Source organism: Pseudomonas sp. P5_152 (assembly GCF_033989915.1).
Classification (GTDB): Bacteria; Pseudomonadota; Gammaproteobacteria; order Pseudomonadales; family Pseudomonadaceae; genus Aquipseudomonas.
In genome coordinates this window covers 1792473-1807645 of record NZ_JASFAH010000002.1, presented here as the reverse complement: position 1 = coordinate 1807645, position 15173 = coordinate 1792473, and the positions used below count along the sequence as shown (strand labels likewise).

General features: G+C 63.5%; 13 protein-coding genes. 5 read left to right on the top strand and 8 right to left on the bottom strand.

Annotated features, from left to right (window positions below; genetic code table 11):
• Positions 1 to 75 precede the first annotated feature (75 nt).
• A complete protein-coding gene (locus tag QMK50_RS08095; protein WP_159997661.1) occupies positions 76 to 1599 on the bottom strand; it encodes a fumarate hydratase in 1524 nt (507 codons plus the stop codon).
• Positions 1600 to 1911: 312 nt separating this feature from the next.
• Here QMK50_RS08095 and QMK50_RS08090 point away from each other — a divergent pair, with 312 nt between their 5' ends.
• The 3 genes from QMK50_RS08090 to QMK50_RS08080 are packed head-to-tail and all read left to right on the top strand — an operon-like array spanning position 1912 to position 4723.
• Entirely contained in the window at positions 1912 to 3018 is a 1107-nt protein-coding gene (locus QMK50_RS08090; protein WP_320332909.1) for a GGDEF domain-containing protein, read from the top strand.
• The gene (locus QMK50_RS08085) at positions 3011 to 3946 is read left to right on the top strand and encodes an iron-sulfur-binding ferredoxin reductase (protein ID WP_095165811.1); all 936 of its coding nucleotides are present in this window, start codon (positions 3011 to 3013) and stop codon (positions 3944 to 3946) included. The genes QMK50_RS08090 and QMK50_RS08085 overlap by 8 nt, the downstream gene beginning before the upstream one ends.
• A gap of 27 nt (positions 3947 to 3973) precedes the next feature.
• Complete coding sequence (locus QMK50_RS08080; protein ID WP_095165809.1) at positions 3974 to 4723, top strand: enoyl-CoA hydratase-related protein; 750 nt, start codon at positions 3974 to 3976, stop codon at positions 4721 to 4723.
• Positions 4724 to 5690: 967 nt separating this feature from the next.
• Here the strand turns inward: QMK50_RS08080 and pyk are convergent.
• Entirely contained in the window at positions 5691 to 7142 is a 1452-nt protein-coding gene (pyk, locus tag QMK50_RS08075; RefSeq protein ID WP_095165807.1) for a pyruvate kinase, read from the bottom strand.
• Between the two features lie 156 nt (positions 7143 to 7298).
• On the opposite strand from pyk, the gene QMK50_RS08070 reads away from it, so the two are divergent.
• Positions 7299 to 7670, top strand: coding sequence for a hypothetical protein (locus QMK50_RS08070; protein WP_095165805.1), 372 nt, complete (start codon positions 7299 to 7301; stop codon positions 7668 to 7670).
• A 230-nt stretch (positions 7671 to 7900) separates the two neighbouring features.
• Positions 7901 to 8260 (top strand): PilZ domain-containing protein, encoded by a 360-nt coding sequence (locus QMK50_RS08065; protein WP_095165803.1) that lies wholly within the window; start codon positions 7901 to 7903, stop codon positions 8258 to 8260.
• A 24-nt stretch (positions 8261 to 8284) separates the two neighbouring features.
• Here the strand turns inward: QMK50_RS08065 and QMK50_RS08060 are convergent, their stop codons facing one another.
• Genes QMK50_RS08060 through QMK50_RS08035 form a run of 6 tightly spaced genes read right to left on the bottom strand, consistent with a single transcriptional unit; the run spans position 8285 to position 15042 of the window.
• Positions 8285 to 9616, bottom strand: a complete 1332-nt coding sequence (locus QMK50_RS08060) for a DUF58 domain-containing protein (protein WP_320332908.1) — start codon at positions 9614 to 9616, stop codon at positions 8285 to 8287.
• A 40-nt stretch (positions 9617 to 9656) separates the two neighbouring features.
• Positions 9657 to 10658 (bottom strand): AAA family ATPase, encoded by a 1002-nt coding sequence (locus QMK50_RS08055; protein ID WP_095165800.1) that lies wholly within the window; start codon positions 10656 to 10658, stop codon positions 9657 to 9659.
• A complete protein-coding gene (locus QMK50_RS08050; protein WP_320332907.1) occupies positions 10655 to 11815 on the bottom strand; it encodes a DUF4350 domain-containing protein in 1161 nt (386 codons plus the stop codon). The genes QMK50_RS08055 and QMK50_RS08050 overlap by 4 nt, the downstream gene beginning before the upstream one ends.
• Complete coding sequence (locus QMK50_RS08045) at positions 11812 to 13353, bottom strand: DUF4129 domain-containing protein (protein ID WP_320332906.1); 1542 nt, start codon at positions 13351 to 13353, stop codon at positions 11812 to 11814. Before QMK50_RS08045 ends, QMK50_RS08050 begins: the two co-directional genes overlap by 4 nt.
• Positions 13340 to 14320, bottom strand: a complete 981-nt coding sequence (locus QMK50_RS08040; protein ID WP_320332905.1) for a stage II sporulation protein M — start codon at positions 14318 to 14320, stop codon at positions 13340 to 13342. The genes QMK50_RS08045 and QMK50_RS08040 overlap by 14 nt, the downstream gene beginning before the upstream one ends.
• The gene (locus QMK50_RS08035; RefSeq protein WP_320332904.1) at positions 14317 to 15042 is read right to left on the bottom strand and encodes an RDD family protein; all 726 of its coding nucleotides are present in this window, start codon (positions 15040 to 15042) and stop codon (positions 14317 to 14319) included. Before QMK50_RS08035 ends, QMK50_RS08040 begins: the two co-directional genes overlap by 4 nt.
• Positions 15043 to 15173: the final 131 nt, after the last annotated feature.

Genomic DNA, 15173 nt, shown 5'->3' with positions numbered 1-15173 from the left:
CAGTGCGCAGGGACCATAAAAAAGCCGCGCTGTTCTGACAAACAGCGCGGCTTTTCCTGACTGGGGTGTGGGTGCTTACTGCACTTCTACCGCCAGGCTGTCACTGATCTTCTTCTGCCAGATGGCAGGACCGGTGATGTGGACCGACTCGCCGTTGCTGTCGACTGCAACAGTCACTGGCATGTCCTTGACGTCGAACTCGTAGATCGCTTCCATGCCCAGTTCGGCGAAAGCGACTACGCGGGATTTCTTGATGGCTTGCGCCACCAGGTAAGCCGCACCGCCGACTGCCATCAGGTAGACGGCCTTGTGGTCCTTGATCGCTTCGATGGCGGTCGGACCGCGCTCGGATTTGCCGATCATGCCCAACAGGCCGGTCTGCTCGAGGATCTGGCGGGTGAACTTGTCCATCCGCGTCGCGGTGGTCGGGCCTGCCGGGCCAACCACTTCTTCGCGCACCGGATCAACCGGGCCGACGTAGTAGATGAAGCGACCCTTGAGGTCTACCGGCAGGGTTTCGCCCTTGTTCAGCATCTCGACCATGCGCTTGTGCGCGGCGTCGCGACCGGTGAGCATCTTGCCGTTGAGCAGCACGGTTTCGCCCGGCTTCCAGCTTTGCACGTCTTCCGGGGTCAGGGTGTCGAGGTTGACGCGACGGGCCGACGGACCGGCTTCCCAGACGATTTCCGGGTAGGCGTCCAGCGATGGCGCTTCCAGCGAAGCCGGGCCGGAACCGTCGAGCACGAAGTGCGCGTGACGGGTGGCGGCGCAGTTCGGGATCATGCACACCGGCAGGGACGCGGCGTGGGTCGGGTAATCCATGATCTTCACGTCGAGCACGGTGGTCAGGCCACCAAGGCCCTGGGCGCCGATGCCCAGTTGGTTGACCTTCTCGAACAGCTCCAGGCGCATTTCTTCGATACGGTTCTGCGGGCCGCGAGCCTTGAGCTCGTGGATGTCGATGGATTCCATCAACACTTCCTTGGCCATTACCGCGGCTTTCTCAGCGGTGCCGCCGATGCCGATGCCGAGCATGCCCGGTGGGCACCAGCCGGCGCCCATGGTTGGAACGGTCTTGAGCACCCAGTCGACGATCGAGTCGGACGGGTTGAGCATGGCCATTTTCGACTTGTTCTCGGAACCGCCGCCCTTGGCTGCCACGTCGACTTCCACGGTGTTACCCGGGACGATCGAGTAGTGGATCACGGCCGGGGTGTTGTCCTTGGTGTTTTTGCGAGCACCTGCCGGGTCGGCGAGGATGGACGCACGCAGGACGTTTTCCGGCAGGTTGTAGGCGCGACGCACGCCCTCGTTGATCATGTCGTCCAGGCCCATGGTCGCGCCATCCCAGCGCACGTCCATGCCCACGCGGACAAACACGGTGACGATACCGGTGTCCTGGCAGATCGGGCGGTGGCCGGTGGCGCACATGCGCGAGTTGATCAGGATCTGTGCGATCGAATCGCGGGCCGCTGGCGATTCTTCGCGCAGGTAGGCCTCGTGCATCGCCTGGATGAAGTCCACGGGGTGGTAATAAGAAATGAACTGCAGGGCGTCAGCAACGCTCTGAATCAGGTCGTCTTGCTTGATCACGGTCATGAGTCGCGCTCCTCTAAAGGACGGGAACATTTAATAAAGGTGCTTGCAGTGGGGTGCATCGGTCGGCTGCAAACACCTTTCAGGGCACGCCGGGGTTGCTGGCGCGACGCTAAAAAGGCGCGGCAGTATAGCGCGCCTCGCCGCCGGGCACACCCGCCGGCAGTCAAACCAAGGTCGCATAACAATGATGACGCGACCCGAGGCAGCCCGACAAAAATTGGATGGTCATTTTCGAGCAGCAACACTAAAGTGATCCAAGGCCTTTAGGGTAGGACACTCTTATCAGCCCCCCTTTGCACGGTGAGTCAACGATTGACCCATAACGCGATCCAGAATCTATTGCTCAAGCGCTTTATTCTGGCGACGGGCACCTATGTGCTGGCGTTATTGCTGCTATGGCTGGCGATCCTCAGTGGGCACTTCCAGGGCTCGGTGCGCAGTGCGCTAGTTGCCACCGCGTTGGTGATGCTCTGTCAGTCGTTGCTGTTCGCGATCTTCTTCAGTGGGCGCAACCTGCGGTTCCCCGATCCCAGCCTGACCGAAGTCCAGGTGCTGCTGGGCATTGGTTGGCAAACCTGGCTGATCGCCCATCTGGACGCTGCTCGTGGCGCCTTCCTGATCTTTTACGTACTGATTCTGATGTTCGGCCTGTTTCACCTGCCGCGCCGAGCGTTTGTGCGCTGTGCGGCCCTGGTGTTCTTCAGCTTTGCCTGCCTCAACCTGTGGGAAGGCTACCATTTCGAACTGGCCGACCCGACTCTGGCGGCCTTGCAGGTCTGTGTGCTGTTTATTGTGTTGGTCTGGCTGGCGTTGTATGCCAGCTATGTGCAAGCTTCGCGCCTGCGCATGCGCCAGCGCCGGTTTGCCCTGCAGGCGCATCAGGACACGCTGCGCGGGATGATGCGTCAGCTCGAGGATCTGGTGGCCACCGATGAGTTGACCGGTTTGTTCAATCGTCGGCATTTCCTGCGCTTGGCCACCCGTGAATTGCAAAACATGGAAGCCTCGGTGGAGCATGGCCTGGCGCTGATCGACCTGGACCACTTCAAACGTATCAACGACCTGCATGGCCATGCCGCCGGCGACCAGGTCCTGCAGGCATTTGCCGGCGTCGCCACGGCCTGTTTGCGCGAGGGCGATGTACTGGCCCGGTATGGCGGTGAGGAGTTTGTGTTGTTGTTACCTGATTGCAATCCCGAGCGCTTGACCTCCTGTTGTGAACGGTTGCGCCTGGCGTTCACCGAAGTGCAGTTGATCGGCCTGTCTGTGCCGGATCTTAGCCTGTCTGCGGGGATGACCCTGCTGGCCGTCGGCGATGACCTCGACGACGCCTTGCAACGTGCCGACCAGGCGCTTTACCGGGCCAAGCGCGATGGCCGTAATCGCTGTGCGGCGGCCTGGGAAAACATCGATGCCTGAAGTGACTGTCGGTGAGCGTCAATGGACGGTAGCGGCGGGCAGCAACCTGCTTGATGCCTTGAATCAGCAGGGTTTGCAGGTGCCTTACAGTTGCCGGGCGGGCAGTTGCCACGCGTGCCTGGTGCAGTGCCTGCGCGGTGAGGTCGGCGACCGTCGCCCGGACGCTCTGAGTGCCGGGCAGCGCCAGCAGGGCTGGCGCCTGGCCTGTCAGTGCGAGGTGCTGGATGACCTGCAGGTGGCGGTGTTCGATCCGCTGCGTGACGGCGCCCCCGCCGTGGTCGAGGCGCTGGACTGGTTGAGTCCCTGTGTGTTGCGCCTGCGTTTGTTGGCCGAGCGCCCGCTGCGCTATCAGGCCGGTCAACACTTGGTGCTGTGGGCCGGCCACGTGGCGCGTCCGTACTCCCTGGCCAGCCTGCCGCAGGAAGACCGATTCCTCGAGTTTCACCTCGACTGCCGACTGCCCGGTGCCTTCAGCGATGCCGCCCGGGCGCTGAAGATCGGTGATTCGATCCGCCTCGGTGAACTGCGCGGCGGGGCCTTGCACTACGACCCTGACTGGCAAACCCGTCCGCTGTGGCTGCTGGCCGCAGGCACGGGGCTGGCGCCTCTGTTCGGGGTGTTGCGTGAAGCGCTGCGCCAGGATCATCAAGGGCCTATCCGGGTGATTCACCTGGCCCATGATGGGGCAGAGCATTACCTGGCCAAACCCCTGGCGGCACTGGCAGCCAACCGCGCCAACCTGAGTGTCGAGCTGTGGACAGCGGCCGAGCTGTCAGCGGCTTTGGCGCAATTGCGCCTTGTTTCCCGGCAAACCCTGGCCTTACTCTGCGGGAGCCCTGAGAGTGTCGACGCCTTTGCCCGGCGCTTGTACCTGGCAGGGCTGCCACGTAATCAACTGCTGGCCGATGTGTTCCTGCCGCGTGGTTGAGCTGACTTTCTTTGCATGAGATTGACCATGACCGATGCCATTTTGCTGGAACGCGAAGGCGGGCTGCTGACGTTGCGCCTGAATCGCCCGGACAAGAAAAACGCCCTGACCCGCGCCATGTACAGCCAATTGGGCGCAGCCCTGCAACAGGCGGATACCGACCCTGAGATCAATGCGGTGCTGATCACTGGCAGCCTGCAGTGCTTTACCGCCGGCAATGATATCGCCGACTTTCTCCAGGAGCCGCCGAGTGATCTCGACAGCCCGGTGTTCCAGTTCATGCGCAGCCTGCTGGAGTGCCGCAAGCCGGTGGTCGCCGCCGTTGCCGGAGCCGCAGTAGGCATCGGCACCACGCTGCTGCTGCATTGCGATCTGGTGTACGTCAGCGCCGATGCCAAGTTGCGCATGCCATTCGTCAACCTGGGTCTGTGTCCGGAGTTCGGCTCCAGCCTGATCCTGCCGCGACTGCTCGGCCAGGCCAAAGCGGCCGAATTGTTGCTGCTGGGCGAAGCGTTTACCGGCGAGCAGGCCGCCGCCTGGGGCATTGCCAGCCAGGCATTGCCGAGCGCGGAAGCGACCTTCGCCAAGGCGCGGGAGATGGCGCTGCGCTTCGATCAACTACCGCCGCAAGCTGTGCGCATCAGCAAGCAACTGATGACGGCCCCGGACCGCGAACTGCTGCGCAGGGTGGTCGAGGAGGAGGGCAAGTTGTTCGTCCAACGACTGCGCTCGCCGGAAGCGTTGGCGGCGTTGTCGGGGTTTCTCAAGCGGTCGTGAATGTTGGGTGGTCGCGCGAGCCCCATCGTGGCATAGGTATCTACACAACGTTGTAGCGGCCTGTGGCGAGGAAGCTTGCTCCCGTGGCTGCCTCTGGGGGGTTGGATTAGGCGGAGTACATATCCATTTCTTCGGTAACGGCCTCTTATGGTTCCGCCTGACGGCGGCTCACTTTTGAACAGCCGGAATGCCGGCCCAGGCAAAAGTAAGCAAAACGCTCTTGCCCCACCACTTGGCACCTCGCTTGGGCTCGGTGTGCCCTCACTCCGGCTTGAATCCGTGGGCCGCCGCCACGCGCCATCCATGGCGCGGGGCGGCTAACCCGGCGTCCTGCCGGGTTACCCACGGATTCAAGCCTGCGTTCGGCCAGCGTGCTTAACGGGGCGCCCCAGGATCAAAAGCCAAAGCCAAAGCCAGATCAAAAGATTGCTGACTTCGTCAGCGTATTAGGAAGTAGAAGCTACACCGCGCATGCTTTAGCGATCAGGTCGGCTCTAAGGCCGCCTCGCTTTGTTTTTGATCCTGGGCGCCCCGTTAACCACGCTGGCCGTACTTCGATATTGATTTGGGGGTAAACCGGCAGGACGCCGGTTTAGCCGCACTGGGCCAGGGAGGGCCCATTGCGGCGGCCCCCAAATCAATGTCGGAGTACGGGCATGCCGAGCCTAAGCGAGGCACCGAGTGGTGGGCAAGAGCGTTTTGCTTACTTTTGCGCTCCTCAAAAGTGAGCCGCCGTCAGGCGGAACCATAGGAGGCCGTTACCGAAGAAATGGATATGTACTAGGTCTAATCCAACACCCCAGAGGCCCACAGGTGCAACGTCGCACCACAGTTGTGTAGATACCTATGCCCATCGTGGGCAAGCCCACTCCCACAGGGTTCTGTGTTGACCTGGAATCACTGGATCGCAAAGCAAAAAGCCCCGCCATTCACATGGCGGGGCTTTGGTTTTTCAGCGCTTGGTCAATCAGACCATCTTGTCGCCAACGTGCAGGATTTTCATGCCGTTGGTGCCGCCGATGGTGTGGTAGCTGTCGCCCTTGGTCAGGATGACCCAGTCGCCTTTCTCGACCACGCCGCGAGCCAGCAGCTCGTCGATGGCCGCCTGGCTGACTTGCTCAGGTGGCAGGGATGCCGGGTCGAACGGGACGGTGTAGACGCCACGGAACATCGCCGCGCGGGCCTGGGTTTCACGATGCGGGGAGAACGCGTAGATCGGCACCGAGGAGCGAATGCGCGACATGATCAACGGCGTGTAGCCACTTTCGGTGAGGGCGATGATCGCCTTGACGCCCGGGAAGTGGTTGGCGGTGTACATGGCGGCCAGGGCGATGCTCTGGTCGCAGCTTTCGAAGACCTTGCCGATGCGGTGGCTGGAGGTCTTGCTGGTCGGGTGCTTTTCCGCGCCGACGCAGATACGCGCCATCGCCTGCACAGCTTCCAGTGGGTACAGGCCGGCAGCACTTTCCGCCGAGAGCATCACGGCGTCGGTGTAGTCGAGCACGGCGTTGGCCACGTCGGACACTTCGGCGCGGGTCGGCATCGGGTTCTGGATCATCGACTCCATCATCTGGGTCGCAACGATCACCGCTTTGTTGTGGCGGCGTGCGTGCAGGATGATCTTCTTCTGGATACCCACCAGCTCGGCGTCGCCGATTTCCACGCCGAGGTCGCCACGGGCAACCATCACTGCGTCGGAAGCCTTGATCAGGCCATCGAGGGTTTCGTCGTCGGCCACGGCTTCGGCACGCTCGATCTTGGCCACCAGCCAGGCGGTGCCGCCGGCTTCGTCGCGCAATTGACGGGCGTATTCCATGTCGGCGGCGTCACGCGGGAAGGACACGGCGAGGTAGTCGACCTGCATTTCGGCGGCGAGCTTGATGTCAGCCTTGTCTTTTTCAGTCAGGGCCGGAGCGGTCAGGCCGCCACCACGACGGTTGATGCCCTTGTGGTCCGACAGCGGGCCGCCGATGGTCACGGTGCAATGCAGTTCGGTGGCGCTGGCGGTATCAACACGCATGACCACGCGGCCGTCGTCGAGCAGCAACTCGTCGCCAACGCCGCAGTCCTTGACCAGGTCCGGGTAGTCGATGCCGACCACTTGCTGGTTGCCTTCGGTCAGAGGATGGCTGGTGGAGAAGGTGAATTGATCACCGATCTTCAGCTCGATCTTCTTGTTGGCGAATTTGGCGATACGGATTTTCGGGCCTTGCAGGTCGCCCAGCAGGGCGACGAAGCGCCCGTGCTTGGCCGCGAGGTCACGGACCAGCTTGGCGCGAGCCTTGTGCTCGTCGGGCGTGCCGTGGGAGAAATTCAGGCGGGCAACGTCCAGGCCAGCGAGAATCAGCTGTTCGAGAACTTCCGGCGAGTTACTGGCCGGGCCAAGGGTAGCGACGATTTTGGTACGACGGACGGACATGCAAAGACTCCTGAGTTCAAGCGCTGAGTGAGGCTACTATGCTGGGAAGTTGTAGTCATTGTTCGTTTGCACTACTTATTGGATTCTTTATTGAACACGCCGCACTGAAGATTTTTGCCGCCGGGTCGATACAAAGCCCAAGACAGGAGAACTCTCATGCGATTCGTGCTTTTAGCTGCCCTGGCCCTGAGTGTCGTGGGCTGTACCCGTTGGTCGATGGACCATCATCTGAACACCGCCTACCGTGCCTACGACGCCGGCAACTGCGAGCGGGTGATGCTCGAACTGTCCCAGGTCGATCGCAAGAGCCGGGCGCGGCGCTACATCCAGCCTGAAGTGTCGATGTTGCGTGGCCAGTGCCTGGAGCGGCAGAAGCTCTATGTCGATGCCGCCCAGACCTACCAGTTCATCATGGCGCAGTACCCGAACAATGAGTACGCCTACCGTGCCCGCGCGCGCCTGGAAACCTTGCAGTCGCTGGGCTGGTACCCGCCGCGCAGCGCCAGAAGCATTCCCGCGGCATTGTAATGTCGGGTCTCATTTAACCACTGGCCGTGTTTCAGCCTTGAGCTAGTCTCTAGTGAGACGTTTCAGCGGGTCGACCCTGGACGTCGTTGATACCTGAGAACGGCAGAAGTAGCGCGAGCGCAACGCGGGGGCGTTCGCACCGTAATCGGGGACAGCGAGCTCGCTCTGCCGGCTCGTTGCGAAGCAGTAGTGCGACCCTGCTCAAGGGCCTTGGCAAAGCGATACTCAGTATGTTCACAGAACGCCGGATCGAGCGGCACCAGTTGCCGTATTTTCTCAAAGTCTTCAACCGTATCACCGACAAACCCATTGGCTACATCGGCAATGTCTCGGAAGACGGGCTGATGCTGATCAGTCAGTTGCCGCTGATGTTGGGGGCGGTCTTTGACTTGCGCCTGAAGATCCCCGACGGCGATGGAGCCTGTCAGGTCATCGACCTGCGGGCCTGTTGCCTGTGGTGCCATGAAGACGCCACGCCCCATCATTACGACGCCGGGTTCGCCCTGCAGAATCCCCCGCCTGAATACGGCCAGATGGTCAGCGCGTTGCAGCGCTATTTCAGTTTTTATCCGGTCTCGGCATCGGCCTAGCCCCGGCCCCAGGCAGGGGCAGCGCTAAAGCACGCCAGCTTTCTTCCAACTCAGGTAACGGGTGACCAGTTCGGTGCCCAGCTCACCGGGGCGGGTGTCCAGCACCGGCACGCCATGGGCGCTCAAGCGTTCATGCTGATCGGCCCGGGCGTTCAGGTAGTCCACTGTGCCGCAGTAGGCCAGGGCTTCGGGCAGGGTTTGCACCGGGACCTGGCGTAGCCGGTCGAGGACTTCCTCGCGCAGGCTCGCCACCAGCACCCGGTGCTGTCGGCCCAGGCGCTGGACCGCGCCGAGCAGGGTTTCGTCGGCTTCATCGCGCAGGTTAGTGACCAGCACCACCAGTGCCCGGCGCTGCTGGCGGGCGAGCAGTTGGCTGGCGGCGGCCTGGTAGTCAGCAGGGCGCTGGCTGCTGTCCAGGTCATAGAGGTTATTGAGCAGCACGTTCAATTGACCGTTGCCCTTACTCGGGGGCAGGTATCGCGCCTGCTCGGTGGCGAACGTCATCAGGCCGACCGCGTCGCCCTGGCGCAGGGCGATGTAGCTGAGCAGCAGGCACGCATTGAGGGCGTGATCGAAGTGCGACAACTCGCCGTCCTGACTACGCATCGAGCGACCGCAGTCGAGCATGAAGATGATCTGCTGGTCCCGTTCGTCCTGGTACTCCCGGGCAATCGGTGTGCGTTGTCGGGCCGTGGCTTTCCAGTCGATCTGGCGCAGGCTATCGCCTTCGCGAAACTCGCGCAGTTGATGAAACTCCAGTCCCAGCCCGCGCCGCTGGCGCTGGCGTACGCCCAGTTGGCTGAGCCAGTTGTCGACCGCCAGCAGTTGTGCGCCATACAGGTGGGCGAAATCCGGATAGACCCGGGTGCTGTCCTGCAACGTCAGGTACCTGCGGGCCGACCAAAGCCCCAAGGGCCCCGGCAGGTTGATTTCGCAACGCTCGAAACTGAAGTGCCCACGGCGCAAGGGGCGCAGTCGGTAGCTGAGTAGGTGAGTCTGGCCGGGATGCAGTTCGACCGTCTGGGGTAATCCCTCGAAGTCCAGGCCATCGGGGACATGATCGAACAGCTGCACGCTCAGGGGCTGTATGTAATCATGTTGCAGGCTGATCTGCACTTCGCTCCAGCGCCCCAGTGCCAGGCTGCCGGGCAGTTGCCGTTGCGCCCTGGGGGAGGGCCGGCGAATCAGGCGCGCAGCGTCGAGCAGGGCCAGCAGCAACAAAGCCAGCAACAATCCCCAGTTAATCGCCAGCAAGCTAGGTGCCACGTCGACGCCCAGGGCCCGGCAGGCGCCCAGCACGATGCTCAGCCCCAACAGGGTGGCGAGCCAGGCCAGCAGCAGACGGGTCGGCTTCATGGTCAAGGCTTCCCAGGGACGATCATTGTCATGGTGCTATTCACAATCTGGGTGCCGGAACCTGGTCAAGCATTAGCTTGAGCACCTGGTCGACGTCCAGCCCTTCGATGTCCAACTCCGGTGCAATCCGCACGCGGTGGCGCAGCACCGCCAGCGCGCAGCCCTTGATGTCATCCGGGATGACGAACTCACCGCCGCGCAGCAGTGCCCGCGCCCGGGCCACCCGCACCAGCGCGATGGAGGCTCGAGGACCGGCGCCCAGAATCAGCCCCGGCCAACTGCGGGTGGTGCGGGCCAGGCGTACGGCATAGTCCAGTACCTGCTCGTCCAGCGGCAGGTCGCTGGCAATCCGCTGCAGGGCGAGGATGTCCTTGGCTTGCAGCAAAGTGCGCAGCGGCTGCACGTCGAGCATGTCGGCGCGGGTCGAGCGACTGACCTGGCGCACCATGTCCAACTCCTGCTCGGCATCGGGGTAGTCCATGCGCACCTTGAGCATGAACCGATCGAGCTCGGCTTCCGGTAGCGGGTAGGTGCCTTCCTGTTCGATGGGGTTTTGCGTGGCCAGGACCATGAACGGCTGGGCGATCGGCAAGGCGCGACCTTCCAGTGTCACCTGGCGTTCCTGCATGGCTTCGAGCAAGGCGGCCTGGGTCTTGGCCGGGGCGCGGTTGATCTCGTCGGCCAGCAACAGGTTGGTGAACAGTGGGCCCTTGCGCAACTTGAACTGCTCGGTCTGCAGGTCGTAGACGGCATGCCCGGTGACGTCGCTGGGCATCAGGTCGGGGGTGAATTGAATCCGCGCGAAGTCGCCGCCAAAGCAGCGGGCCAGGGCGCGCACCAGCAAGGTCTTGCCCAGGCCAGGCACACCCTCGAGCAGCACATGGCCCCCGGCAATCAAGGCGCTCAACACATCGTCGATCACGCTTTCCTGGCCGATCACGGCCTTTCTCAATTCGACACGCAGGGCTTGCGCCAGTTGGCTGGCGCGTTGCCGTTGTTGCGCTGCGCGGGGTTGGCTAGGCGGTTCGAAGGCTTCACTCATAAGGCATTCCTGAGGGTTTGCAGGTGGGCGACCTGGCGGCTGAATTCGCTGCTGGACAGTCGTCGTTTCGCCAAGGGAGCGAGCAACTGGCCAATGGTGTCGGCCGGGTGGCCGGTCAAGCGTGCGATGACCTGCCATTGTTCGGCAGTTTCCAGCTGTTCCAGGCCCGGGTGCCGCTGCCGGGCGCGGCGTTGCACATCGTGTTGCAGGCCTTGCAGAAGGCTGTGTTGCCCGGCGTTGCGCAGCAGGAAGTCAGCACTGGCGCCCACGTGCTCCTGCAACTGCCGGCGAGCCTTGGTCGCTGGGGCGATTAATGGGCCCTGGCGCCAGCCGACGTGCCAGCACCACAGGCCAAGCAATGCAGCGAGGGCCACCAGCGCCTGGGGGAAATACCGCAGCAACAGGGTCAGCAGGTGGTCGTGGGCAATGTCGAACAGCAGGGTGACTTCGGTGTCGGCGTTCAGGTACCAGAGCAGCCAGGCGTTGTCATAGTGGCCGATGTTGGGGTTTTTCCACAGGTCGGCATCGGTGATCACCGTGATCAGGCCTTCGCCGTAGGGCAGTTGCATCATGTGCGTGGCCAGGGCGCTGTTGGCCCAGGCCTGGGCCAGGTTGTGCGGGTCTTCGAGGTGGAACTGCGGATCGAAGCTGGCATAGGCCGGCGCTTGTTCGTCTTCCAGGTAAAGCTTGGTCAGGGTGGGATAGGGGTCTGTCGTAGCCTCGGGCGGTGGCTCCTTGAGGTCCTTGCTCATGGATTGCTGCACCTGGACCCGGTCCAGCAGCAGGTCGGCGCTTTTGCCGGCCTTGGCGTCCCACAGGGCCTCGGCAACCAGCAGCAGGCGGCCGCCGGCGTGGGCCCAGGCCAGCACTTGCTCGACCTGCGCCGGGGTCATGTCGACACGCTCCCCCAGGAGCAACAGGCTGTGTTGCCGGGAGGGCAGCGGGGGCAGGGTCTCGAGGCTATTGGCGTGGCTGACGCGCAGCCCTTGCTGGCGCAAAAAGTGCTCGGCGGCCAGGTACGGGTTGGCCTGGGCTTCGGGGGAGGGGCCGTGGTCGATGGTTTCTGCATAGGGCGTGGCCTGTAGGAACAGGTAGACCGCGACCGCCGCTAGCAGCCCGGCCAGCAGTGTGCCGAGAACCATCTGCAGCCGGTTCATTGACCCACTCCGTGGCCGAACAGCGCGCGCCAACCTGCGCAGAGTTGTGTTTGCAGGGCGAGTGGCGGGACGCGGTGACCGTAGGCGATATTTTGCCAATGCACGGTGAGGGTGCTGCTGAAGGCATGCAGTTGCGGCTGCTGCAGACGCTGGACATGGTCCAGCACCTGGCCTTCGGTGTCGGCACTGGTCAACGGCAACGCGTAGTCGTGCAGCAAGCGCACCAGCAGCGCCCGATACAGCAAGCCGAGGGCCTCACGAGGCTGGCTCGCCCAGAGCCGCTCGACCTCGGCGGCGACGTCGTCCGGCAGGGAGTCACGGCCTAGGTCGAGGCCGAACAGTTGCGCCGGCAGCGGGCGCTGGGGGCTGAGTTGTGGTGCCGGGCGGCGGCTGACGAAGGTCTGCAGCCACTCGCGGTAGCGCCAGGCCAGTAACACCAGCAGGCCGATGACCGTCGTCCACAACAGGACTTCGATGATGGACGCCAGGCTGGCCAAGCGCGGGGTGTCGAACAACTCGAGCAACGCCTTGAGCCAGCCGGGTGCCTGGCCCGCCTGGGGTCGTTCGGGCTCGGCGTCACCCAGGCGATAGCGGGTCAGGGTCTCGGTGTTCTTGAACGGCGGGGCGTCGAGTATGGCATTGATGGCGCTGCTGGCAGCCTGGCTGTTGAGGGGTTGCTGGAGCAGGCGCGGGCTGGCGGGCGCAGCGCTCGATTCGGCGGCCAGCAGCGGTTGCCCGGCAGGCCCTACCAGCAGCAGGCCGAGCATCAGCACGCTGGCGACCACCGCGCTCAGGCGTTGGCGCAGGCGCCGGAATACCAGCTCGATGTCCCAGGCTTCCAGCGTGGTGCGCCGGTTCAGGTACAGGCTGAAACCACAGGCCACATACACCGGTTCCCAGACGATCAGGATCAGCACGTACAGCGCGTTACTCAGGTGCTCAAGCCACAGCCAGTCCTGAGCGCTGCTGGCGATCATGGTTTGCCAATCCCAATCCAGTTCGATCTGCCCAGGCAGGAACAGGTAGAGCAGGCTGATGATGCCGATCCACAGCACGCTTTCCAGCAGCATCCCAATGAGTGTCAGCCAGCGCGCTGCCCCGGCGTCGCGTTGCTGCAACACCGCCAGGCGCTGCTGGCGCGCCACGCCGCCCAGTCCCTCTAGCTGCAGCACCGGCAAGGTGAAGCTGCGGCTCAGGCTCAGGCGTCGCCAGGTCAGGCTGGCGAGCAACTGTGGCTTGAGCAGGCGTGGCCATTGGCGCAAGGCCTGCTGCACGCTGGGCGCCTGGCCGAACAACGCGCTGGAAAGGATGTACAACGGCAGGCGCTCGAACGCCGGCTTCAGCCACCAGAACAGCCCCAGGGCGAGTGCGGGGGATTCCCACAGCAGCACGCTGAGCAGGACAAACACTGGCACGGTGACCAGCGCCCAACTGCTCATCAGCACCCGGCGATGACGCTGGCTCAGCAGGATCCCCAGGTCAATGGCTTCCCAGGTGGTGCGTGGGCGAATCACGACGCTGGCGTCATTCAGGCGCATGGCGACCCCGTCCCGCACCGAACAGGTAGAGCCCCACCAGTAACCACAGGGCCGCCCCTACCAGGTATTTGCTCAGCGGCGCCGGCCCGGTGCGTGCCGACCAATAGGCCTCGATGAACGCAGCAATCAGCAGGAACAGCATCACCCCGCAAATCATCAGCACGCTCTTGCGCGCGGCCAGGCGCAGGGCTTCACCTCGGGGTAGCCGCCCGGGGGCGATCAGCGCCCAGCCCAGTTGCAAGCCAGCCGCACCGGCCAGGGCGATGGCGCTGAGTTCAAAGGCACCGTGGCCGACGACGAACGACCAGAAGTTTTCGCCGTAGCCGATGCGCGTCAGGTGGCCGGCAATGGCCCCGATCAGCAGCCCGTTGAACATCAGGAAAAACACACTGCCCAGGCCAAACAGCAGGCCGCTGGCGAAGGTCTGAAAGGCTATGCCGATGTTGTGCATGATGTAGTAGCCGAACATCACCCAGTTATCGCTGGCGGCGCGCTCGGTGTCGCGGCCCAGGTGTCCGGCGGCCGGGTCGTACATACCTTGCATCTGCGCGACCTGATCGCCCGGCATGATGCTGTAGACCAGGTCGGGAAACAGGTACACCAACAAGGCGGTGCCCAGCAGCGAGCCGAAAAACAACAAGCCGGCCGCCAGCACGAACGGCCATTGCTCACGCACCAGGCGCGGAAAGCCGGCCAGGACAAAGGCTAGCAACTGGGCGCCGAGGTGGCTGCGATGGCGGTACAACTGCTGGTGTCCGCGCAGCACGAGGTGCTGCAAGGGGTCGACCAGGTAACTGCTGTAGCCGCGCTCCTGCGCCAGCGCCAGGTGTTGGCACAGGCGCCGATAGTCCCTGGGGAATGCGCGGGCCTCCTCGGCGCTGGCCTTGCCGCGCTCCAGTAGATCGAGGCGGTGGGCGAACTGCTGCCAGTAGGCTTGATGGCGGATTTCGAACTGGCTTTGCTTCATGTCGGCCCCAACAAGCCACGGGCGATGCCATTGAGCTCGGCGACTGCCTGCGTCGGCGCGACCAGCAGCGGCTCGGCGAGCAGCGTCGCCAGTTCAGTGACCCGTGCGCTGGAAAGCTGCGCCTGGCGTTCGGCAAAACCCAGCACTGCGCGTTGCTCATTCAGGCTCAAGGTAAAAGGCGCGCGCAGGGGCTGGGCGGCTGGCAACTGCGGGCGGTGTACCGGCTGTTCGCGATAGATCACCAGGGTGCCGGCGGCCATGTCGCCCAGGCGCTTGAAGGTCGGATGCTGCAGGCAACTAATGGCGCCGAGGGCGTAGCCCAGGGGCAGCATGTCGACGAACCGCAGTAGGTTGCGGATCAGCGAGGCCGACCAGCCGACCGGGGTACCGTCGTCCTGCACCACGCGCAATCCCAGCAGTTGTTTTCCGGGCGAACGGCCTTGGTTGAGGACTTCGAACAGCACCATGTACCACCAACTGACGACAAACAGCAGCAGCGAGCCCAGCCCCATGCCCAGCTTGCCGAGAAACCCCAGGCCGAGGAACAGCAGGCCCAGTATCAAGGCGCGCAGCCCAAGGTCGATGGCAAATGCCAGGGCGCGGGGCGGCAATCCGGCCGGGCGCAGTGGCAAGTCGATGCCTTCGGGCGTTTCGACCTGGTACCGCGTATCCAGAGGCGGGGGCAGCGGTGCTTTCCTTGGCAGTGCTGAGGTAGGGATCATGGGCAGCCTGGTGATGGAGCCAGTTCGGGACGTTACCTGGGGTCGATGCTAGCAGCCTTCGCCAGCGCAAACGACCTGTGTCTGGGCGATCCTGACTTTGCCACGTAACGTTCTAAAGCAAGATAGCTGGC